21 protein-coding genes and 2 tRNA genes are annotated in these 20574 nt (G+C 56.0%); 14 read left to right on the forward strand and 9 right to left on the reverse strand.

The window, feature by feature from the left end; translation table 11 throughout:
• Positions 1–14: 14 nt before the first annotated feature.
• Positions 15–911 (reverse strand): aldo/keto reductase, encoded by an 897-nt coding sequence (locus OWK27_RS02150; protein WP_267589720.1) that lies wholly within the window; start codon positions 909–911, stop codon positions 15–17.
• A gap of 48 nt (positions 912–959) precedes the next feature.
• Positions 960–1199 carry a DUF1289 domain-containing protein gene (locus OWK27_RS02155; protein WP_267589721.1) on the reverse strand — a complete coding sequence of 80 codons (240 nt, stop codon included), beginning with the start codon at positions 1197–1199 and terminating at the stop codon, positions 960–962.
• Between the two features lie 148 nt (positions 1200–1347).
• On the opposite strand from OWK27_RS02155, the gene eptA reads away from it, so the two are divergent.
• The 5 genes from eptA (at position 1348) to rnt (ending at position 6015) form a co-directional block, all read left to right on the forward strand.
• Positions 1348–2988: a phosphoethanolamine transferase EptA gene (eptA, locus tag OWK27_RS02160; protein WP_267589722.1), complete on the forward strand. Its 1641-nt coding sequence runs from the start codon at positions 1348–1350 to the stop codon at positions 2986–2988.
• Positions 2989–3014: 26 nt separating this feature from the next.
• The gene (locus OWK27_RS02165) at positions 3015–3614 is read left to right on the forward strand and encodes a TetR/AcrR family transcriptional regulator (protein WP_176610517.1); all 600 of its coding nucleotides are present in this window, start codon (positions 3015–3017) and stop codon (positions 3612–3614) included.
• Positions 3615–3667: 53 nt separating this feature from the next.
• Positions 3668–4765, forward strand: a complete 1098-nt coding sequence (locus OWK27_RS02170; RefSeq protein ID WP_267589723.1) for an alkene reductase — start codon at positions 3668–3670, stop codon at positions 4763–4765.
• Between the two features lie 89 nt (positions 4766–4854).
• The gene (gloA, locus tag OWK27_RS02175; RefSeq protein ID WP_148418923.1) at positions 4855–5262 is read left to right on the forward strand and encodes a lactoylglutathione lyase; all 408 of its coding nucleotides are present in this window, start codon (positions 4855–4857) and stop codon (positions 5260–5262) included.
• 96 nt (positions 5263–5358) lie between these two features.
• Positions 5359–6015 carry a ribonuclease T gene (rnt, locus tag OWK27_RS02180; RefSeq protein ID WP_267589724.1) on the forward strand — a complete coding sequence of 219 codons (657 nt, stop codon included), beginning with the start codon at positions 5359–5361 and terminating at the stop codon, positions 6013–6015.
• A 44-nt stretch (positions 6016–6059) separates the two neighbouring features.
• Here the strand turns inward: rnt and grxD are convergent, their stop codons facing one another.
• The gene (grxD, locus tag OWK27_RS02185) at positions 6060–6407 is read right to left on the reverse strand and encodes a monothiol glutaredoxin 4 (protein ID WP_003832760.1); all 348 of its coding nucleotides are present in this window, start codon (positions 6405–6407) and stop codon (positions 6060–6062) included.
• A gap of 338 nt (positions 6408–6745) precedes the next feature.
• On the opposite strand from grxD, the gene OWK27_RS02190 reads away from it, so the two are divergent.
• Both OWK27_RS02190 and sodB read left to right on the forward strand, forming a co-directional pair.
• Positions 6746–7504 carry a C40 family peptidase gene (locus OWK27_RS02190; protein ID WP_267589725.1) on the forward strand — a complete coding sequence of 253 codons (759 nt, stop codon included), beginning with the start codon at positions 6746–6748 and terminating at the stop codon, positions 7502–7504.
• A gap of 122 nt (positions 7505–7626) precedes the next feature.
• Entirely contained in the window at positions 7627–8208 is a 582-nt protein-coding gene (sodB, locus tag OWK27_RS02195; protein WP_193356209.1) for a superoxide dismutase [Fe], read from the forward strand.
• 37 nt (positions 8209–8245) lie between these two features.
• Here the strand turns inward: sodB and OWK27_RS02200 are convergent, their stop codons facing one another.
• Together OWK27_RS02200 and OWK27_RS02205 are read right to left on the reverse strand one after the other, a co-directional pair.
• Positions 8246–9412 carry an MFS transporter gene (locus OWK27_RS02200; protein WP_148418931.1) on the reverse strand — a complete coding sequence of 389 codons (1167 nt, stop codon included), beginning with the start codon at positions 9410–9412 and terminating at the stop codon, positions 8246–8248.
• 160 nt (positions 9413–9572) lie between these two features.
• Complete coding sequence (locus OWK27_RS02205) at positions 9573–9662, reverse strand: YnhF family membrane protein (RefSeq protein WP_003857632.1); 90 nt, start codon at positions 9660–9662, stop codon at positions 9573–9575.
• A 297-nt stretch (positions 9663–9959) separates the two neighbouring features.
• Here OWK27_RS02205 and purR point away from each other — a divergent pair, with 297 nt between their 5' ends.
• A complete protein-coding gene (gene purR, locus OWK27_RS02210; RefSeq protein ID WP_148418933.1) occupies positions 9960–10985 on the forward strand; it encodes an HTH-type transcriptional repressor PurR in 1026 nt (341 codons plus the stop codon).
• A gap of 17 nt (positions 10986–11002) precedes the next feature.
• Here purR and punR read toward each other — a convergent pair whose 3' ends face one another.
• A complete protein-coding gene (gene punR / locus OWK27_RS02215) occupies positions 11003–11914 on the reverse strand; it encodes a DNA-binding transcriptional activator PunR (RefSeq protein ID WP_176610520.1) in 912 nt (303 codons plus the stop codon).
• A 113-nt stretch (positions 11915–12027) separates the two neighbouring features.
• On the opposite strand from punR, the gene punC reads away from it, so the two are divergent.
• Both punC and cfa read left to right on the forward strand, forming a co-directional pair.
• Entirely contained in the window at positions 12028–13227 is a 1200-nt protein-coding gene (gene punC / locus OWK27_RS02220; protein WP_176610521.1) for a purine nucleoside transporter PunC, read from the forward strand.
• A 299-nt stretch (positions 13228–13526) separates the two neighbouring features.
• Positions 13527–14675: a cyclopropane fatty acyl phospholipid synthase gene (cfa, locus tag OWK27_RS02225; RefSeq protein WP_267589726.1), complete on the forward strand. Its 1149-nt coding sequence runs from the start codon at positions 13527–13529 to the stop codon at positions 14673–14675.
• A 31-nt stretch (positions 14676–14706) separates the two neighbouring features.
• Here the strand turns inward: cfa and OWK27_RS02230 are convergent, their stop codons facing one another.
• A complete protein-coding gene (locus OWK27_RS02230; protein WP_242173099.1) occupies positions 14707–15348 on the reverse strand; it encodes a riboflavin synthase subunit alpha in 642 nt (213 codons plus the stop codon).
• Between the two features lie 225 nt (positions 15349–15573).
• On the opposite strand from OWK27_RS02230, the gene mdtK reads away from it, so the two are divergent.
• The 4 genes from mdtK (at position 15574) to OWK27_RS02250 (ending at position 18976) form a co-directional block, all read left to right on the forward strand.
• Complete coding sequence (gene mdtK / locus OWK27_RS02235; RefSeq protein ID WP_148418943.1) at positions 15574–16947, forward strand: MdtK family multidrug efflux MATE transporter; 1374 nt, start codon at positions 15574–15576, stop codon at positions 16945–16947.
• Between the two features lie 153 nt (positions 16948–17100).
• A tRNA-Val gene (locus tag OWK27_RS02240) sits at positions 17101–17177 on the forward strand.
• Positions 17178–17181: 4 nt separating this feature from the next.
• Positions 17182–17258, forward strand: a tRNA-Val gene (locus tag OWK27_RS02245).
• A 122-nt stretch (positions 17259–17380) separates the two neighbouring features.
• Positions 17381–18976: an FAD-NAD(P)-binding protein gene (locus tag OWK27_RS02250; protein ID WP_267589727.1), complete on the forward strand. Its 1596-nt coding sequence runs from the start codon at positions 17381–17383 to the stop codon at positions 18974–18976.
• Positions 18977–19003: 27 nt separating this feature from the next.
• Here the strand turns inward: OWK27_RS02250 and OWK27_RS02255 are convergent, their stop codons facing one another.
• Both OWK27_RS02255 and OWK27_RS02260 read right to left on the reverse strand, forming a co-directional pair.
• Positions 19004–19639, reverse strand: coding sequence for a carbonic anhydrase (locus OWK27_RS02255; RefSeq protein ID WP_148418947.1), 636 nt, complete (start codon positions 19637–19639; stop codon positions 19004–19006).
• A 72-nt stretch (positions 19640–19711) separates the two neighbouring features.
• The gene (locus tag OWK27_RS02260; protein WP_267589728.1) at positions 19712–20494 is read right to left on the reverse strand and encodes an MBL fold metallo-hydrolase; all 783 of its coding nucleotides are present in this window, start codon (positions 20492–20494) and stop codon (positions 19712–19714) included.
• Positions 20495–20574: the final 80 nt, after the last annotated feature.

The following is a 20574-nucleotide window of genomic DNA, read 5'->3' on the forward strand; positions in this document are numbered from 1 at the left end:
AGTCAATTACTTGCTCAGGGAACGTCGTAGCCCAGCGCGGCCTTGCGGATGCGGAACCACTGCTGACGCGTCATCTCCAGTTCTTCGGCGGCAAGCGCCGCGCGTACGCGCTCAATCTTGCCGGAGCCAATAATCGGCAGCGGCTTAGACGGCAGGCGCAGGATCCAGGCGTAAACCACCTGTTCGATACTTTCCGCATTGAGCTCGCGGGCCACGGTTTCGAGCTCGTTACGCAGCGGCTGGAATGCCTCATCGTTAAACAGGCGGCCGCCGCCGAGGCAAGACCATGCCATCGGACGGATGCGCAGCTGTTGCAGCTGATCGAGCGTACCGTCGAGCAGCAGCGGCTGATGAACCGGGGAGATTTCCACCTGATTAGTCGCCAGCGTAAACGGCAGACGAGACTGCAATAGCGCAAACTGCGCCGGGGTAAAGTTAGACACGCCGAAGTGGCGCACCTTGCCGCTCTGGTGCAGGGTCAGGAAGGCTTCAGCGACCTCGTCCGCATCCATCAGCGGATCGGGACGGTGGATCAGCAGCAGGTCGATACGATCGGTAGCCAGATTAACCAGCGACTGCTCGGCGCTTTTCACAATGTGCGCGCTGTCGGTGATGTAGTGTCCCAGGGCATTCTCCGGTTTTGCCGTTGTGGCAATACCGCATTTGGTCACAATTTCCATACGATCGCGCAGCACCGGCGCCAGCTTCAGCGCCTCGCCAAAGGCGGCCTCGCACAGATAACCGCCATAAATATCGGCGTGATCGACGGTAGTGACCCCTAAATCAAGATGCTCTTCAATAAAGTTCGCCAGCTGGAGGGGGGACATATTCCAGTCCATCAGGCGCCAGTAGCCCATTACAAAGCGGGAGAACTCCGGGCCCTGCGGGGCAAGGGTAATACGCTGAACCATAACATTTTCCTCAAGGAGATTATGTCACCAGTATACGCAATTACCTTGCTAAAACAGTGAAGGTTGCTGAGGTTCTTCGGTTTCAATCGCTTTGTTTGCGCGAATTTTGCGCAGCAGTCGCTGCCGACAGAGGCGTATCACCTCCTGCTTTTGCGCGTCGCTGAATTTTTGCCAGTTAAAACGCTCATCCCGCGTGCGCATGCACCCGCGGCAGTAACCTCGTTCATCAACCTGGCAAATCCCCCGGCACGGGCTCTGGACGGGGAAAAATTCCAGTTGCTCTGCCACTTCTACCTCCACAGCGTCACTATTTCCTACAGTGAAGACCCTAAACGACCCGCACGCAAGGGGCGGCAGCCACAAATATGACGTTAAGGTTTCGCTAATCTTCCCCTCTTATACTCGCCGCACTGATATAACGAATGGTCTGTTCATCATGTGGTTCACTAAGAAGTTACGCTGTAACGAAACGGTTTTCACCCTGGGCTGCGCGCTGTTCTTCACCGCGTTAAACGCGCTGTTTATACAGCGCAGCTGGGCAATAATTGCGCCAGCGCGCCTGCACGACCTGCTGTTTGCCGCCAGCGTACCGCTGGTGCTGTTCTGCGGCTGGGTGATTGTTTTTAGCCTGCTGAATATTCCCTTTATTCGCAAGCCGCTGATGATTGTCCTGACCATGGGATGCGCCGCCGCAACCTATTTTATGTATACCTATGGCGCGGTTATCGATCGGAACATGATGGTGAACGTCTTCGAAACTAACTCTCAGGAGGCCACCGCCCTGGTAACGCCGCAGATGATCGTGTGGCTTGTGCTGGCGGGTCTGGTTCCGTCCATCATCTTAGCCCTGACGCGCATTCGAAGCGGAAAATGGTGGTACGCCCTGCTGATGCGACTCGCCACCCTGCTCGGCGCGCTGCTGGCGATTATCCTGGTCGCGGCGGTATTTTATAAAGATTACGCTTCGCTGTTCCGCAATAATAAAAGCATCGTCAAAATGGTTACCCCGGCGAACTACGTAAGCGCCGTGGTCAAGTACGGTAAAATGCGCTGGTTCGCAGGCGATCGGACGCTGGTCCGCATTGGTCAGGATGCCCGTAAGGGCGCGCTAATTTCAGGCCAGCAAAAGAAAACCGTGCTGGTTCTCGTGGTGGGCGAAGCCTCCCGCGCCGAAAACTACTCGCTGAATGGTTACCGCCGTGAAACCAACCCGGAGCTTAAAAAGCAGGACGTCATCAACTTCCCCCAAGCCTCCTCCTGCGGCACGGAAACCGCCGTTTCCGTTCCCTGCATGTTCTCCGGTATGACGCGGAAAAAATACGATGCGGACCTGGCGCAACATCAGGAAGGCCTGCTTGACGTGCTTAACCACGCCGGGTTCAACCTGCTGTGGCGCGACAACGACGGCGGATGTAAAGGTGCCTGCGACCGCGTGCCGCATACGGACATGACCCAGTGGAATCTGGACTCGTACTGCAAGGACAAAGTCTGTATCGACGACGTAGACCTCTACCGCCTGGACAAAGTGCTGGATGGTCTGAAGCAGGACACGGTACTGGTGATCCACCTGATGGGAAGCCACGGCCCGGCCTATTACAACCGTTATCCGGACAGCTTCCGCAGGTTTACCCCGACCTGCGACACCAATGAAATTCAGAACTGCGATCATCAGGCGTTGATCAACACCTACGACAACTCAATTCTGTATACCGACAGCGTGGTCAGCAGGACTATCGACGCGCTGAAAGCCCGACAGGCCACCATGAACACGGCGCTGATTTACCTTTCCGATCACGGTGAGTCGCTGGGCGAACGCGGAATTTATCTGCACGGCACGCCGTATATGCTGGCGCCGGAGCAGCAAACGCATATTCCGTTTATGTTCTGGCTCTCTGCGGATTACGTGAAAAACTTCGGTGTCAACACGGACTGCCTGCGTGACCATGCTGCAAAAGATGCGGTTTCACAGGACAATTTGTTCGCCACCGTTCTGGGGATGATGAATGTTAAATCAACGGTTTATCAACCGCAGCTGGATATTTTGTCGCAGTGCCGTCGCGATGCTGCCTTGCATTAGACCGAACGGTCTATTAAAGTGAAGTCATGAGCAGACATACAGAACACGATACCCGCGAACATTTACTGGCTACCGGCGAGCGCCTTTGCATGCATCGCGGATTTACCGGTATGGGGCTGAGCGAGTTGTTAAAAACCGCGGAAGTCCCTAAGGGATCGTTTTATCACTACTTCCGATCCAAAGAGGCGTTCGGCGTGGCCATGCTGGAGCGGCACTATGCCAGCTACCATCAGCGCCTGGCAACGCACTTCGCCAGCGGTGAAGGTAACTACCGGGATCGGGTTCTGAACTACTATCAGGAGACGCTGACGCAGTTCTGTCAGCAGGGCATCATCAGCGGCTGCCTGACGGTAAAACTGTCTGCCGAAGTGTGCGATCTTTCCGAAGATATGCGCACGGCCATGGATAAAGGGGCCAGCGGCGTTATCGCCCTGCTGGCGCAGGCGCTGGAGAAGGGGCGCGATGAACAAACCCTCGCCTTCCTCGGCGATCCGTTAACGCAGGCGCAGGTGCTCTACTCACTCTGGTTAGGCGCTAACCTGCAGGCCAAGATTTCTCGCAGCGCCGTGCCGCTCGAAAGCGCGCTGGCACATGTGAAAAGCTGTATTACCGCGTCCGGCGCGTAGCCGGCATTTTTATTTATCCTTTTACTAGTCGACTGGTCTACTCAGGAGCCGTTATGTCCGCTGAAAAGTTATTTACCCCACTGAAAGTCGGTGCCGTTACCGCCCCAAACCGCGTATTTATGGCCCCGCTCACCCGTCTGCGCAGCATCGAGCCGGGCGATATCCCAACACCGTTGATGGGTGAATATTATCGTCAGCGCGCCAGCTCAGGCCTGATCATCTCTGAAGCCACGCAGATTTCTGCCCAGGCAAAAGGCTATGCCGGCGCGCCGGGCCTGCACAGCCCGGAACAAATTGCCGCGTGGAAAAAGATCACCGCGGGCGTACATGCTGAAGAGGGCCGTATTGCGGTACAGCTGTGGCACACTGGCCGTATCTCGCACAGCAGCATCCAGCCCGGCGGCCAGGCTCCGGTTTCTGCCTCTGCCCTGAACGCGAATACCCGTACCTCCCTGCGCGATGAAAACGGGAACGCGATCCGCGTCGATACCACCACCCCGCGCGCGCTGGAGCTGGACGAGATCCCGGGCATCGTGAACGATTTCCGTCAGGCCGTGGCCAATGCCCGTGAAGCCGGTTTCGATCTGGTTGAGCTGCACTCCGCGCACGGTTACCTGCTGCACCAGTTCCTCTCACCATCGTCTAACCAGCGTACCGACCAGTACGGCGGCAGCGTTGAAAACCGCGCGCGCCTGGTGCTTGAAGTGGTGGATGCTGTCTGCAACGAGTGGAGCGCAGACCGCATTGGTATTCGCGTTTCGCCGATCGGCACGTTCCAGAACGTCGACAACGGCCCGAATGAAGAAGCGGACGCGCTTTACCTGATTCAAGAGCTGGCAAAACGCGGCATTGCTTACCTGCACATGTCCGAGCCGGACTGGGCTGGCGGCAAGCCTTATAGCGAAGCCTTCCGCCAGAAGGTGCGCGAGCGCTTCCACGGCGTGATTATCGGCGCGGGTGCCTACACGGCGGAGAAAGCTGAAGATCTGATCGGCAAAGGTCTGATCGATGCCGTAGCCTTTGGCCGCGATTACATTGCTAACCCGGATCTGGTTGCCCGTTTGCAGAAGAAAGCGGAGCTGAACCCGCAGCGCCCTGAAAGTTTCTACGGCGGCGGCGCGGAAGGTTACACCGACTACCCTTCTCTCTAATCCCGCATTGCACATTGATAGCGGCGACATTTCGCCGCTATACTAAAACATCGTTTCTGTTCAAAAAGATAATCCAAACTGAGGAAATTATGCGCCTACTTCACACCATGCTGCGCGTTGGCGACCTGCAACGTTCCATCGATTTTTACACTAACGTTCTGGGCATGAAGCTGCTGCGCACCAGCGAAAACCCGGAATATAAATACTCCCTGGCGTTCGTGGGTTACGGTCCGGAGTCTGATGAAGCCGTCATTGAGCTGACGTACAACTGGGGCGTAGACAGCTACGAGCTGGGTACGGCTTACGGCCATATTGCGCTGGAAGTGGATAACGCGGCCGAAGCCTGCGAACGCATCCGCAGCAGCGGCGGGAACGTCACCCGTGAAGCGGGCCCGGTTAAAGGCGGCACCACCGTGATTGCCTTTGTTGAAGATCCGGACGGTTACAAAATCGAACTGATCGAAGCCAAAGACGCTGGTCGTGGTCTGGGCAACTGATCCCGCAGGGCGCACTATGCGCCCGTTGTTTTGCTGCATCGCCTCTCAAAATTTGCCATAATACGCACTGCTTTTTTCCCCTTGTAAGAGACCCTGATGTCCGATAATGCTCAATTTACCGGTCTGTGCGACCGTTTTCGTGGTTTTTATCCCGTTGTCATTGATGTTGAAACAGCCGGATTTAACGCTAAAACCGATGCGCTGCTTGAGATTGCCGCCATCACGCTGAAGATGGATGAACAGGGCTGGCTTGTACCGGACACCTCGCTGCATTTCCACGTTGAACCCTTTGAAGGGGCAAACCTACAGCCGGAGGCGCTGGCCTTTAACGGTATCGATCCGACAAACCCGCTGCGCGGGGCGGTAAGTGAATACGAGGCGCTTCACGCCATTTTCAAAATGGTGCGCAAGGGCATGAAAGAGAGTGACTGTAGCCGCGCCATTATGGTCGCCCACAACGCCACGTTCGATCACAGCTTCACGATGGCGGCTGCGGAACGCGCCTCGCTGAAGCGTAACCCATTCCATCCGTTCGTTACGTTCGACACCGCCGCGCTGAGCGGCCTGGCGCTGGGCCAAACCGTGCTGTCCAAAGCCTGCATCACGGCGGGTATTGCGTTTGACGGCACCCAGGCGCATTCCGCGTTATACGACACCGAGCGTACGGCGGAGCTGTTCTGCGAGATCGTCAACCGCTGGAAGCGTCTGGGCGGCTGGCCCCTGCCGATGGGCGACAGCGAAGAACAGGCATAAAAAAAGCGACCTCCTGAGGTCGCTTTTTTGTCCGCGCAGAAAACTTATTCTGCGTCCGGCTCTTCGGTTTTATACTTCGCCGCGGTCTCTTTGATCAGCTGCTGCAGTTCGCCGCGCTGATACATTTCAATCAGGATGTCGCATCCGCCAACCAGTTCACCGTCAACCCACAGCTGTGGGAAGGTAGGCCAGTTTGCGTATTTTGGCAGCTCAGCGCGAATGTCCGGGTTTTGCAGGATATCAACGTAAGCAAAACGCTCACCACAGGCAGACAGCGCCTGAACCGCTTGTGCGGAGAAGCCGCAGCTTGGCAGCTTCGGAGAACCTTTCATGTACAGGAGAATTGGGTTTTCAGCGATCTGGCGCTGAATTTTTTCAATAGTGGTGCTCATGTCTTGCTTCCTTTAACTTCTGTTACGGCATCAGTCTGACATTGTAGCGGGTCAGGCCGACATCGGAAAATAACATTTTTGTCACGTCTCATTATTTTATCTGCTATCGCGTAAAGATGCATTGCTAATGTCGTTTATCGCTGCCCGCAGCGCGGATTTGCTCAGGGAGCGAACAATTCTGCTACAGAACGATGAATTTTTTTGCACTTGCTAACGAAACAGCTTTTGAGAATGAAAAATGCTATTAACTTATTCTGATTTTTTGGATTAGAATCGACACGTTTTGTAAATCATACGCGGGTATTATTGATAGCCTGCATTCATCAGGGGACTGCCCAGTGGCGCGGATAACGAAAATCTCGATGACGCTCTGTGCTTTACTGTTTACCACACTCTCATTTGCGCCAGCGGCGAACGCCTCTGAACAGGCGCGACACTCTGCCGTACAAAAAACGCATCTGGCAAAAAACGCAGAAAGAAAGAAAAAAACCACCGGCAAAACCGTTAAAAAGAAATCCACCGCGAAGACGAAAAAGACCGCCTCCATCACATCAAAAACGCTCCGCTCCAGCACGCGCAACACCACCCGCACTGCCGCCAGATCCGCTTCCGAAAAATGCATCGTGCGCAAAGGCCATAAAACCAAATGCACAAAAGTGACGAAGCTGGCCGACGCGCATAAGGTTCGCATGCAGAAGGCGCAAAAAACGGCGATGAATAAGCTGATGGGGCAAATTGGTAAACCGTACCGCTGGGGCGGCAGCTCTCCACGCACCGGTTTTGACTGTAGCGGGCTGGTTTATTATGCCTATAAGGATCTGGTGAAATTCCGCATTCCGCGCACCGCAAACGAAATGTACCATCTGCGCGACGCCGCCCCGGTTAACCGTGGCGAACTGCAAAACGGCGACCTGGTGTTCTTCCGCACCCAGGGACGCGGCACGGCTGACCACGTTGGCGTGTACGTGGGTAACGGTAAGTTCATCCAGTCACCGCGCAGCGGCCGGGACATTCAGATCACCTCTCTCAGCGAAGATTACTGGGTGCGCCACTACGTGGGCGCGCGACGCGTCATGACGCCGAAAACCATCCGCTAAACCCTGCCCTGCCGCATCAGTGGCAGGGTAAGTTCCTCTTTTGCATACCCTTTTAATTTGCTATTCTGTCCATGTTGTCTGTAGGGTTATTGGCAACGTATAAAACTATAAGGAGAGAAGCAATGTCGTTCGAATTACCTGCACTACCGTATGCAAAAGACGCCCTGGCCCCGCACATTTCTGCGGAAACCCTGGAATATCATTACGGCAAACATCACCAGACCTATGTCACCAACCTGAATAACCTGATCAAGGGCACCGATTTTGAAGGCAAAACGCTGGAAGAGATCGTGCGCAGCTCAGACGGTGGCGTATTCAACAACGCCGCTCAGGTGTGGAACCATACGTTCTACTGGCACTGCCTGGCACCCAATGCTGGCGGAGAGCCTGTCGGCGAGCTGGCCGAAGCCATTAACGCCGCATTCGGCAGCTTCGCCGAGTTCAAGGCGAAGTTTACCGACGCCGCGGTTAAAAACTTCGGCTCCGGCTGGACCTGGCTGGTGAAGGAGGCCGATGGAAAACTGGCTATCGTTTCCACCTCAAATGCGGGCACCCCGCTGACCACCAGCGCAACGCCGCTGATGACCGTGGACGTGTGGGAACACGCTTACTACATCGATTACCGTAACGCGCGTCCTAACTACCTGGAGCACTTCTGGGCACTGGTTAACTGGGAGTTTGTTGCGAAGAACTTCGCCGCGTAAGAGACACGCAGAAGGGGCGACCCTTCTGCGTTTTTGTTTATTCAGCGGTGCACGCCGCTTCAGGCTGTTTGCGACCGGACATCAGCACCAGCAGCAGGCCGAGTGCGGCAATGATTGCGCCCATCACCGGAACGAAGCTGTAGCCCAGCCCCCCGGAAATGACCGCCCCGCCGGCAGCCGCGCCCAGCGCATTGCCGAGGTTAAACGCACCGATATTGACCGAAGAAGAGAGCCCAGGCGCTTCGTGCGCGACGCGCATGACGCGCATCTGCAGCGGCGGTACCACGGCAAAAGTCGCTGCGCCCCACACCACCATGGCAATTGCGGCACCCACTTCGTTACGCGCCAGCCACGGGATCGCAATCATGATCGCAATCAGCAGGGTTAAGAAACCCTTCAGCGTCCCGCTGACGGAGCGGTCCGCCAGCTTCCCGCCAAGATAGTTACCGATGGAGAAGCCCACGCCAATCAGCACCAGCATCGCGGTAATAAATACCGGCGTCGCGTGGGTGATATCGTGCAGCACCGGGGAGATATAGGTGTAGAGTGTAAACATCGCCCCTGCTCCCAGCACCGTGGTGAGCAGCGCGGAAAGCACCTGAGGACGCATCAGCACCGCCAGCTCTTTACGCACTTCCGGACGCTCACCGGCGCTCCCTTTCGGCAGAGAGAAGAACAGCGCCACCATCGCAATTACGCCGAGCGCCGCGGTTGCGAGGAAAGACATTCGCCAGCCGATCGTCTCACCCAGCCAGGTGGCTGCGGGCACGCCGCCGATATTGGCGATGGTCAGCCCCATAAACATAGTGGCCACCGCGCTGGCCTGCTTATGTTTTGGCACCACGCTGGCGGCCACAACCGATCCCAGCCCGAAGAACGCGCCGTGGTTAAGGCTGGTCAAAATGCGTGAGAGCATCAGGGTGGTGTAATCCGGTGAAATCGCGGAAAGCACGTTCCCCAGGGTGAAAATCGCCATCAGGAAAATCAGCGCATTGCGGCGCGCGCGGTGCGAAAGCAGCAGCGTCATCAGCGGCGCCCCTACCATCACGCCAACCGCGTAGGCGCTGATTAACATACCGGCCGCAGGGATTGAGACGTCCACGCCCCGGGCTATAACAGGCAATAACCCCATCGGGGAAAACTCAGTGGTGCCAATCCCAAAAGCGCCAATCGCCAGGGCCAGCAGTGGAAAATTGATTTTCATGAATGAACTCCGGAAACCGTGCCATAACGCGACACAGAATTAAGAAGTCAAAAGCATGACATCAATCACAAAAAATGAGAAGTTAACATTTTGGCAAAAGATTTTTGCCGGAGGGGTAACAATTGCAGAAAGCGAGGGAGAAAGCTCTCCCCCGTCTGAATCAGTGCAGCGCAGCGGTTAAACCACCCGCAACGATAAGAGCAAGAACAACAATGGTGGTAAACAGCGAAAACTTAAGATCGGTACTCATCAATTTTTCTCCTTTTATTCACCCTACGAAAAGTGAGCCTGCTCATTTTTACACAGTTCAGGTCAAAAATCTTCCAGGATTTAAGCGGATATCCACTTTACCTCTTCCCCTTTTCATCAAGATAGGACAAAATTCCACGCTAAATTTATTAGCGTACCGGCCATTGACCCCCTCCTGACGTCCTGTGTCGTTTTCCCGGCGTGTCGCAACTCAAGATTGCGTAATAAGGGTGAGAGAAGGCAAACGTTTACCTTCAAGTTTTTCAGGAGCTTAGGATATGGTCTGGAGTGACATTTAATGGCAACAATTAAAGACGTAGCAAAACGCGCAAACGTTTCCACTACAACCGTATCACATGTTATTAACAAAACGCGTTTCGTCGCAGAAGAGACGCGTAATGCCGTGTGGGCAGCGATCAAAGAACTGCACTACTCGCCGAGTGCCGTTGCGCGCAGCCTGAAGGTTAATCACACCAAATCGATTGGCCTGCTGGCTACCAGCAGTGAAGCGGCCTACTTTGCTGAAATCATCGAAGCCGTTGAGAAAAACTGCTTCCAGAAAGGCTACACCCTGATTCTGGGCAACGCGTGGAACAACATTGAGAAACAGCGCGCTTACCTGTCGATGATGGCGCAAAAGCGCGTGGACGGCCTGCTGGTGATGTGTTCTGAATACCCGGAGTCGGTCCTTTCCATGCTGGAAGAGTATCGCCACATTCCAATGGTGGTGATGGACTGGGGCGAAGCGCGCGCCGATTTCACCGATTCGGTGATTGATAACGCCTTTGAAGGCGGTTATATGGCGGGGCGTTACCTGGTGGAACGCGGTCACCGCGAAATTGGCGTGATCCCGGGCCCGCTGGAGCGCAATACCGGCGCTGGCCGCCTGGCCGGTTTTATGAAGGCGATGGAAGAAGCGATGATCGTCGTGCCGGAAAACTGGATCGTGCAGGGCGACTTCGAGCCGGAGTCCGGCTACCGCGCCATGCAGCAGATCGTTTCCCAGCAGCATCGCCCTACCGCGGTGTTCTGCGGCGGCGACATCATGGCGATGGGCGCGCTCTGTGCGGCGGACGAGCTGGGCCTGCGCGTGCCGCAGGACATTTCGGTGATCGGCTATGATAACGTGCGCAACGCCCGCTTCTTCACCCCGGCGCTGACCACCATTCACCAGCCGAAAGACTCGCTGGGTGAAACGGCCTTCAATATGCTGATGGACAGGATCGTCAACAAGCGTGAACAGTCCCAGTCCATTGAAGTCCACCCGCGCCTGATTGAACGCCGTTCCGTTGCGGACGGCCCGTTCCGCGACTACCGTCGTTAATCATTTCTCGGGGCCAGCTACGCTGGTCCCCGTAACCACTCCCGGTTCAGCGTTTCGCTGTCTCCCAGATAGTCCAGCAGCCAGGCCATCGCGGGCGATACGTCGCTTTGCTGCCAGGTCAGACAGCAGGCTGCGTCCGGGAAGGGATTTTCCAGCGTCAGGGCCACCCACTCCCCCGTGTCGATGCGCGGACGCGCAACGTGTACCGGCACCATCCCAACGCACAGCCCCGCGCTCAGGCAGGTGGCTGACGACTCCCAGTCCGGCGCGACTACCCGGCGCTGATTGTCCAGCAGCCAGGTAATGCGCTTGGGCAGCGAACGGGAGGTATCCTCCAGCACCAGCGACGGCCAGTTGCGTAACGTGTCGTCACTCAGCGGCCCCTCCATCGCCGCCAGCGGGTGATCGCGCGCCACCACGCAGGTCCAGCTCAGCATGCCCATGTCGCGAAACGCGTAGCGTCCGCCAACCGGGATGGCCTGCGTGGCGCCAATCGCCATCTCTGCCCGGCCGTCCGCCAGCGCATCCCAGACCCCGTTGAACACTTCCTGCGAAACGCGCAGCTCAACGTCGGAAAAATGGCGATAAAAATCGACGATCATCTGCCGGGTACGCTCCGGCTTAACGATGTTATCCACCGCAATGGAAAGGTGTCCGCGCCAGCCGTTAGCGATCTGCTGGCACTGCTCGCGGGTGATCTGCATTTTTTTGATAACAGACCGCCCTTCTTTCAAAAACCACGCCCCGGCAGGCGTCAGTTCCACGTCGCGATGGCGCCGCTCGAACAGCGGGACCGCGAGCCACTCTTCCAGCTGCCGCACCGTATAGCTGATTGCCGAGGGAACGCGGTGCAGCTCCTGCGCGGCACCGGTAAAGCTGCCGTTACGGGCCACGGCATCGACCACTTCAAGGGAATAATCTGACCACATTTTCTGCCTGCAAAATTTTTGAATGCACTCGCCAAATATTAGCGTTTCACAAGCCGCTTTGCACTCCCTACACTCTGCGGCAACGTACACCTGCCTCCTCAGGAGAATAAATAGTGCAACCCAGGAAAGGATTTTTAGTCTGGCTCGGCGGCTTAAGCGTGCTGGGCTTTCTGGCGACCGACATGTATCTGCCCGCGTTCGCCGCGATGCAGGAAGATTTGCAAACCCCTGCCGCCGCCATCAGCGCCAGCCTGAGCCTGTTCCTTGCAGGCTTTGCTTTTGCGCAGCTGCTCTGGGGACCGCTGTCGGATCGTTTTGGCCGTAAGCCCGTTCTGTTGCTGGGGCTGGCGATATTTGCCGTTGGCTGTCTGGGCATGCTGTGGGTTCGCGATGCCGCCTGGCTACTGGCGCTGCGCTTCATTCAGGCAGTCGGGGTCTGCGCCGCAGCGGTCACGTGGCAGGCGCTGGTTACCGACTATTATCCGGCCTCGCGTACTAACCGTATTTTCGCCACCATTATGCCGCTGGTTGGCCTGTCGCCGGCGCTCGCCCCGCTGCTGGGCAGCTGGATCCTGGCACACTTCGACTGGCAGGCCATTTTCGCCACGCTGTTCGCCATCACGCTGGTGCTGATGCTGCCCGCGTTTGCGCTTAAGCCTGCGCATAAAAAAGAGGCGCATCCGGACGCGAAGCCGGTCACCTTTACCTCCTTACTGCGGGCTAAAGCCTATCGCGGCAACGTGCTGATTTACGCCGCCTGCTCCGCCAGCTTCTTCGCATGGCTGACCGGTTCGCCGTTTATTCTGCATGACATGGGCTACAGCCCGGCGGCTATCGGCCTGAGCTACGTTCCGCAGACCATCGCCTTCCTGGTGGGCGGCTACGGCTGTCGCGCCGCGCTGCAAAAATGGGAAGGCCAGCAGATGCTGCCCTGGCTGCTGGTGCTCTACGCGTTAAGCGTGATCGCGACCTGGGCCGTTGGCTTTATTCCGGGTGCCGGGCTTGCTGAAATTTTGATTCCGTTCTGCGTCATGGCGATCGCAAACGGTGCCATCTACCCTATCGTTGTGGCTCAGGCACTGCGCCCGTTCCCGCAGGCGACGGGCCGCGCTGCCGCGCTGCAAAACACCCTGCAGCTGGGTCTGTGCTTCCTGGCAAGCCTGGTGGTCTCCGCGCTGATTGCAACACCGCTGCTCACGACCACCAGCGTCATGCTGGCCACCGTTGCGCTGGCAGGTCTGGGCTATCGCATGCAGTCATCAGCGCATCGTGAGCAGAATGAAGACGCGCGCAGAGAAACGTCGCACGCCTGATTGCGCAGGAAATTATGTTCAAAACCAGTGATTAGGTTGCTAACAATTTTCTGTTGAATCACCAAATTTAGAGGCCTATACTAAATTTGGTTCGATTAAATACGATAAATATTAAGTGTTAACGGGAGCCGGAGCGCTCCCGTTTTACCATGGACGGCTTTTCGGCAAGGGAAATCTCCCTTCCTCTGTTCTACGTCGGATATTAGCCTCGCGGGCATTTACCGTGAGATTTCTCACAAACCAAAAAAAGCGTCTACGCTGTTTTAAGGTTCTGATCACAGCAAGGTGATGGAGAAGCTATGAGTTCATCGTGTATAGAAGAAGTCAGCGTTCCGGACGATAACTGGTCCCGGATCGTCAGTGAACTGTTGGGACGTGCGGGCATTACGATTAATGGCTCATCCCCCTCCGATCCCCAGGTTAAACATCCCGATTTTTTTAAACGCGTTTTACAGGAGGGATCGTTAGGGCTGGGCGAAAGCTATATGGACGGCTGGTGGGAGTGTGAACGGCTGGATATGTTCTTCTCCAGCGTATTACGCGCCGGTCTTGAAAATCAGCTCCCTCGTCACTTCAAAGATACGCTGCGTATCGCCTCCGCTCGCCTGTTCAATCTGCAAAGTAAAAAGCGGGCGTGGATCGTCGGCAAAGAGCATTACGACCTGGGTAACGATCTGTTCAGCCGGATGCTCGACCCGTTAATGCAGTACTCCTGCGGATACTGGAAAAAAGCAACGTCGCTGGAACAGGCGCAGCAGGATAAACTACAGCTGATCTGCGACAAACTGCAGCTGCAGCCCGGCATGCGGGTGCTGGACATTGGCTGCGGCTGGGGCGGTCTCGCCTGGTTTATGGCGACGCATTACGGCGTCAGCGTGGTGGGCGTCACGATATCGGCCGAACAGCAGAAGATGGCGCAGGAGCGCTGCCAGGGCCTGGATGTTGATATTCGGCTTCAGGATTACCGTGACCTGAACGAGCAGTTTGACCGCATCGTTTCCGTTGGCATGTTTGAGCACGTGGGTCCGAAGAACTACAAAACCTATTTTGAGGTGGCCGACCGTAACCTGAAGCCTGACGGTATTTTCCTGTTACATACCATCGGCTCTAAGCGCACCGACAACAATGTAGATCCCTGGATCAATAAATACATCTTCCCGAACGGCTGTTTACCCTCCGTACGCCAGATAGCGAACGCCAGCGAACCGCATTTCATCGTGGAAGACTGGCATAACTTTGGCGCAGATTACGATACCACCCTGATGGCGTGGCACGAGCGTTTCCAGGCCGCGTGGCCTGAAATTGCCGACAACTATTCGGAACGATTCAAACGGATGTTTAGCTATTACCTGAACGCCTGCGCTGGCGCGTTCCGCGCGCGGGATATACAGCTATGGCAGGTGGTGTTTAGCCGGGGCATTGAGCACGGCCTGCGGGTGGCCCGCTAAAAAAATAACCCCGGCTACCCGGGGTTATTTTTTATTCTTCTTCCACGGCCTTTATTATCGCCGCCTCTTTCGCCGCCAGCACGCGCTCAACGGTATCCACGACCGCCTGGGTCTGGGGATCAATTTCGATATTCACGCGCTGCCCCAGCTTTTTTGCTCCGAGCGTTGTGCGCTGCAGCGTTTCAGGAATTAAATGCACGCAAAAACGCGTTGGCGTCACTTCACCTACGGTCAGGCTAATCCCATCGATGCCAATAAATCCTTTATAGAGGATGTATTTCATTAATGACGGATCCTGCACCTTAAACCAGATTTGACGGTTATTTTCAGAGGTGACAATTTTCGCCACCTCTGCGGTGGTCATAATATGGCCCGACATCAGATGCCCGCCAATCTCGTCGCTAAACTTAGCCGCACGCTCGACATTTACGATATCGCCCGGCACAAGCTCGCCGAGGTTGGTAATACGCAGCGTCTCTTTCATTAAATCAAAGCTGATCCGGTTACCGTTAATTTCGGTTACCGTCAGGCAGCAGCCGTTATGCGCAATCGACGCACCGGTTTCGATGCCGTCGAGCATATATTCAGGCAGCTCAACCACGTGAGTACGGAAATTTGGTTTTTCATCAATGGACACCACTTTGGCAGTGCCCTGCACAATACCAGTAAACATGCTTACAGCTCCTGTTCATTCCGGACGGCGATAACGCCGTTTAATCCCACCACAATAACAGTTGAAAAAACAGGTTGCCAGCGATGCGCAATTTCTGACGTTTTTTTCACTAGATAATTAGTTAAACCCCGCTACAATAGCTGGCATCCCTCTGTTTTTTCTTCTTGCTGCCAGTTACGGCGGCCTTTTTAGTCTCTCAAATAACTACAATACAAAGGTGTTCACGTGCAGAAGTATATGATCGAAGCGCGTCAGTTATTGGCACTGGCAATACCGGTGATCGTCGCGCAGGTAGCCCAAACCGCAATGGGATTTGTGGATACGGTGATGGCCGGTGGGTACAGCGCCACCGATATGGCCGCCGTGGCGATCGGAACCTCAATCTGGCTTCCGGCCATTCTGTTTGGCCACGGCCTGCTGCTGGCGCTGACGCCAGTTATTGCGCAGCTCAACGGCTCTGGCCGACGCGAGCGCGTGGCCCATCAGGTTCGCCAGGGCTTCTGGCTGGCCGGGATTGTCTCCATTCTGATTATGATTGTCCTGTGGAACGCCGGGTATATCATCCGCGCTATGCATAATATCGACCCGGCGCTGGCGGATAAGGCGGTAGGTTATCTGCGCGCCCTGCTCTGGGGCGCGCCCGGCTATCTGTTCTTCCAGGTGGCGCGCAACCAGTGTGAAGGGCTGGCAAAAACCAAACCGGGCATGGTGATGGGCTTTATCGGCCTGCTGGTCAACATTCCTGTGAACTACATCTTCATCTACGGCCATTTTGGCATGCCGGAACTCGGCGGCGTAGGCTGTGGCGTGGCGACGGCAGCGGTGTACTGGGTGATGTTTGGCTGCATGCTCACCTACATCAAACATGCACGCTCCATGCGCGACATTCGTAACGACACCGCCTTCAGCACGCCTGACTGGTCGATGATGACCCGCCTTACCCAGCTGGGTCTGCCTATTGCGCTGGCGCTGTTCTTTGAAGTGACGCTGTTTGCCGTCGTCGCCCTGCTGGTTTCGCCACTGGGCATTATTGACGTGGCAGGCCACCAGATCGCCCTGAACTTCAGCTCGCTGATGTTCGTTCTGCCGATGTCGCTGGCCGCAGCGGTGACGATCCGCGTGGGCTTCCGTCTGGGACAAGGCTCAACGCTGGATGCGCAAACGGCGGCCCGCACCGGGCTGGGCGTCGGCGTCTGCATGGCGGTCTGTACCGCGCTCTTCACCGTGCTGCTGAGAGAGCAAATCGCCCTGCTCTACAACGATAATCCGGAGGTGGTGACGCTCGCATCACACCTGATGCTGCTCGCCGCCCTGTACCAGATCTCTGACTCCATCCAGGTCATCGGCAGCGGCGTGCTGCGCGGTTATAAAGATACGCGCTCCATCTTCTTTATCACCTTTATTGCGTACTGGGTGCTGGGTTTACCCTGCGGGTATATTCTGGCACTGACGGATCTGGTCGTAGACCGCATGGGCCCAGCCGGGTTCTGGACGGGCTTTATCATCGGCTTAACCTCGGCGGCCATTATGATGATGCTGCGCATGCGCTTCCTGCAACGTCAGCCTTCCGCGGTGATTTTGCAGCGCGCTGCACGTTAAACACGAGGTAGCCGCCGGATGGCGGCTACTTTCTCTTCACTTTGCGCGGTAATGAAGCAATCGCGTGAAATCAGAGAGAAAAATGCGTTTTCCCTCTTGCCACCATGGTGCTGTGCCGCTAATATTCGTCCCCGTTGTCACCGACAACACGTTGCGTTCATAGCTCAGTTGGTTAGAGCACCACCTTGACATGGTGGGGGTCGTTGGTTCGAGTCCAATTGAACGCACCATTCTGCGTCCGTAGCTCAGTTGGTTAGAGCACCACCTTGACATGGTGGGGGTCGGTGGTTCGAGTCCACTCGGACGCACCATTTCAGTTCTGAAATGGTGCAAATTTCCTCTTCTGAATATCTTAATTTCTCCCTTCATTGAATGACTTAACCTTTCTCCTGCTACGCTTGTTATATGGTTCAGAAACGCAGGAACGCTTTCGATGAAAAAAATTGCCATTATCGGCTCAGGCCCAACAGGGATTTACACCTTCTACTCTCTTCTTGGCAACGCAGCGCCACTGTCCGTCACCGTGTTTGAGAAAGCAGACCAGCCCGGCGTCGGTATGCCCTACAGCGATGAGGATAACTCCCGGCTGATGCTGGCGAATATCGCCAGTATTGAAATTCCGCCCATTTTTATCAGCTACCTCGACTGGCTAAAGCAGCAAAATGCAGCTCACCTTGCCCGCTATAGCGTCGACAAAGACACGCTGCACGACCGGCAGTTCCTGCCGCGCATTTTGCTGGGTGAATATTTTCACGATCGGTTTCTTGCCGTTGTCGCGGAGGCAAAAAAGGCGGGATTTCACGTCGAGGTTCATCCCAACGCCGAAGTCACGGATATCAAGGCTGACGCAGACGGCGTGGCTCTTTCAGTGAACGATGCCCCGTTCTCCAGGAGGTTCGATCTTGCCGTGGTCGCCACCGGTCACGTCTGGCCGGATGAAGAGGAAGCCACCCGCACCTTTTTCCCAAGCCCATGGTCAGGGCTGATGGACGCGGAGATCCGCCCCTGCGAGGTGGGGATCATGGGCACGTCCCTCAGCGGGCTGGACGCGGCCATGGCGGTCGTGATGCAGCATGGTCAGTTTACCGGGGAGCAGTTCATTCTGAATAAGGGCAGCGAGGCGTTAAAAATCGTGCTCATGTCCCGCACCGGCGTGCTGCCGGAGGCCGACTTTTACTGCCCCATCCCTTACGAGCCGCTGTCCGTATTAACCGAGGCCGTGGCTGAGAGCGAAATAGCAAAAGGTCCGGACGGACTGCTTGACCGCATTTTTGCGCTGATGGTGAAAGAGCTTGAGCATGCCGATCCGCAGTGGTGCCGGGCAATCTCCCTAAGCACGCTGAATGCCGACACGCTTCGCGATGTCTGGTTTGAGGATCGCAAAAAGCACGGGCCGTTCACATGGGCCGAAGCGAACCTTAAAGAAGTGGAGCGGAATAAGCGCGAAAAACGTACCGTCGCCTGGCGCTACACCGTGCTACGCCTGCATGAGGTGGTTCAGGCGATTGTCCCTTTACTGAACGAACGGGACAGAGCGCGGTTTAAGTCCGGGCTGGAACGCGTGTTTATTGATAATTATGCCGCTATCCCGCCACAGTCTATCCGCCGGCTGCTGGCGCTGCGTGAAGCGGGAATCGTCAGCGTGGTTACGCTCGGTGATGATTACGATCTGGATATCGGCAGCGATCAAACCGTCATCACCACGAAAGAAAAGAGTTATCGCTTTGACGTGTTTATCGACGCGCGCGGGCAAAAGCCGCTCAAAAATAAGCATATTCCCTTCCCTACGCTGCGCAAACAGCTTGAGGAAACCGGCGATGAGATACCGGACGTTGGGGAAGACTACACGCTGCTGGCACCAGCGTCTCTGCGCGGGCGTATAGCCTTCGGGGCGATTCCTTGGCTGATGCACGATCGTCCGTTTGTACAGGGGTTGTCAGAGTGTGCTGAAATTGGTCAGGCGATGGCGAAGGCGGCGGTAAATCCCGCGTCGGGAGTGCGCCGCAGGTTACCTTTTGCGGAGTATTAACAGGGCATCCCTGCCCTGAGCGTCGGATTACTCGAAGTACACTTCCGGGTTTTCCGACAGCGATACGAACGTTTTGGTGTTCTTGTCCAGGGCAAGAATTTTGCCGCTTTCAATATCATACACCCAGCCGTGCAGGCGAATGGCGTTGTTGCGCAGGCCTACCGCCACGGACGGATGGGTCTTGATGTTGCTCAGCTGCGCAAAGACGTTCTCCTGCACCATTGCATTCACTTTGTCGATCGGCTTATCCCAGGCTTTTTTCTCTACCACCGCTTTTGCCGCATCGGAATAGCGCAGCCAGTGGGAAACGGCCGGCATTGGCTCCAGATCGGCGTTGTCAGCAATCGCCTTCATCGCACCGCAGTTTGAGTGGCCGCAGATAACGATGTCGGTTACGCCCAGCGCCACCACCGCGTACTCGATTGTCGCAGAGACACCGCCTGGCTCCGGCCCGAACGGAGGCACGATATTGCCGGCGTTTCGAATGACAAAGAGCTGTCCTGGCTCTTGCTGAGTAACCAGTTCCGGGACCAGACGGCTGTCGGAGCAGGAGATGAACAGCGCTTTGGGATTCTGACTGGACGCTAAACTACGAAAGAGCTCTTTACGTTGCGGGAAAATCTCTTTTTGAAAGCTGAGAAAACCTTCAATGATATGTTGCATAGCCATTTCTCTTTTATCTGTTTTAGTTTAGGTATGATCGCGATCACACTCGTAAAATTTAACCACCGTGCCCTAGCGGAGACAAGCAATATATTTCTGGCCCGACCGCTGGACTATCTCATCCGCGTTCGCCGCTATGTTTTGCCCCTCAAACGCCCCGTACAGGCGCGCAAACTTTTTGCCCGTAAGCCTGCGGGTCACGGACTCGACGGTGCTGGCAGGCAGCGGCAGCATATTCGGATAGCTCCACATGAACGACACGGCGTCTTTACCCGGCGTAACCTGCAAGATGTCCCCCGCCAGCAACACGCCCTCCCCCGACTGCCAGTGCAGCACCGTGCCGCCGGCAAAATGGCCGCCAAGCCGCAGCAGGGTCACTGACGGCATAATTTCAAGAGCGTCGTCTTCCCAGAAGCGTATCGCCGGGCTGTCGCGCATTACCCACTGCCGATCGCTGGCGTGAAGGTAGATCGGTGCGTTAAACGCTCCGGCCCACTCCTGCATGGTGGTGTAGTAATGCGGATGCGAAATCGCGATCGCGCTAATTCCGCCGAGCGCTTCAACCAGCGTTCTGGTCGCCGGATCGAGGTTGGCGATGCAGTCCCACAAGATATTGCCGTGCGGCGTGCGCAGCAGGATTGCCCGCTGGTTGATGGCAAAGGACGGTACGGTTTTGATGCTGAACAGATGTGGCTCCAGCTGCTGCCATTTGTTGACGTGCGTGGCGGTAAGGCTGTTGAAATCTATCCATGCCTGCCCCGTTACCGGAACATACTGACGCTCATCGTCGCAAACTGGACAGTTAATGGGCTGTTCATCGTAAGCGGTACCGCAGGTTTTACAGAGTGTAATCATCAGCTTTCCTCAGCAATAAAGCTCTGAGTATGGCAGGGATTATCCTTATGTGCTGCGAGGTGCACTGCCCGGTTTTTTTG

Source organism: Enterobacter cloacae complex sp. 2022EL-00788, from assembly GCF_026627565.1.
Taxonomy (GTDB): domain Bacteria; phylum Pseudomonadota; class Gammaproteobacteria; order Enterobacterales; family Enterobacteriaceae; genus Enterobacter; species Enterobacter pasteurii.

Bases quoted from the DNA above. Each gene is read 5' to 3' on its own strand.
- OWK27_RS02150 (WP_267589720.1), bottom strand. From the start codon at position 911: ATGGTTCAGCGTATTACCCTTGCCCCGCAGGGCCCGGAGTTCTCCCGC.
- eptA (WP_267589722.1), top strand. From the start codon at position 1,348: ATGTGGTTCACTAAGAAGTTACGCTGTAACGAAACGGTTTTCACCCTG.
- OWK27_RS02165 (WP_176610517.1), top strand. From the start codon at position 3,015: ATGAGCAGACATACAGAACACGATACCCGCGAACATTTACTGGCTACC.
- OWK27_RS02170 (WP_267589723.1), top strand. From the start codon at position 3,668: ATGTCCGCTGAAAAGTTATTTACCCCACTGAAAGTCGGTGCCGTTACC.
- gloA (WP_148418923.1), top strand. From the start codon at position 4,855: ATGCGCCTACTTCACACCATGCTGCGCGTTGGCGACCTGCAACGTTCC.
- rnt (WP_267589724.1), top strand. From the start codon at position 5,359: ATGTCCGATAATGCTCAATTTACCGGTCTGTGCGACCGTTTTCGTGGT.
- grxD (WP_003832760.1), bottom strand. From the start codon at position 6,407: ATGAGCACCACTATTGAAAAAATTCAGCGCCAGATCGCTGAAAACCCA.
- sodB (WP_193356209.1), top strand. From the start codon at position 7,627: ATGTCGTTCGAATTACCTGCACTACCGTATGCAAAAGACGCCCTGGCC.
- OWK27_RS02200 (WP_148418931.1), bottom strand. From the start codon at position 9,412: ATGAAAATCAATTTTCCACTGCTGGCCCTGGCGATTGGCGCTTTTGGG.
- OWK27_RS02205 (WP_003857632.1), bottom strand. From the start codon at position 9,662: ATGAGTACCGATCTTAAGTTTTCGCTGTTTACCACCATTGTTGTTCTT.
- purR (WP_148418933.1), top strand. From the start codon at position 9,960: ATGGCAACAATTAAAGACGTAGCAAAACGCGCAAACGTTTCCACTACA.
- punR (WP_176610520.1), bottom strand. From the start codon at position 11,914: ATGTGGTCAGATTATTCCCTTGAAGTGGTCGATGCCGTGGCCCGTAAC.
- cfa (WP_267589726.1), top strand. From the start codon at position 13,527: ATGAGTTCATCGTGTATAGAAGAAGTCAGCGTTCCGGACGATAACTGG.
- OWK27_RS02230 (WP_242173099.1), bottom strand. From the start codon at position 15,348: ATGTTTACTGGTATTGTGCAGGGCACTGCCAAAGTGGTGTCCATTGAT.
- OWK27_RS02250 (WP_267589727.1), top strand. From the start codon at position 17,381: ATGAAAAAAATTGCCATTATCGGCTCAGGCCCAACAGGGATTTACACC.
- OWK27_RS02255 (WP_148418947.1), bottom strand. From the start codon at position 19,639: ATGCAACATATCATTGAAGGTTTTCTCAGCTTTCAAAAAGAGATTTTC.
- OWK27_RS02260 (WP_267589728.1), bottom strand. From the start codon at position 20,494: ATGATTACACTCTGTAAAACCTGCGGTACCGCTTACGATGAACAGCCC.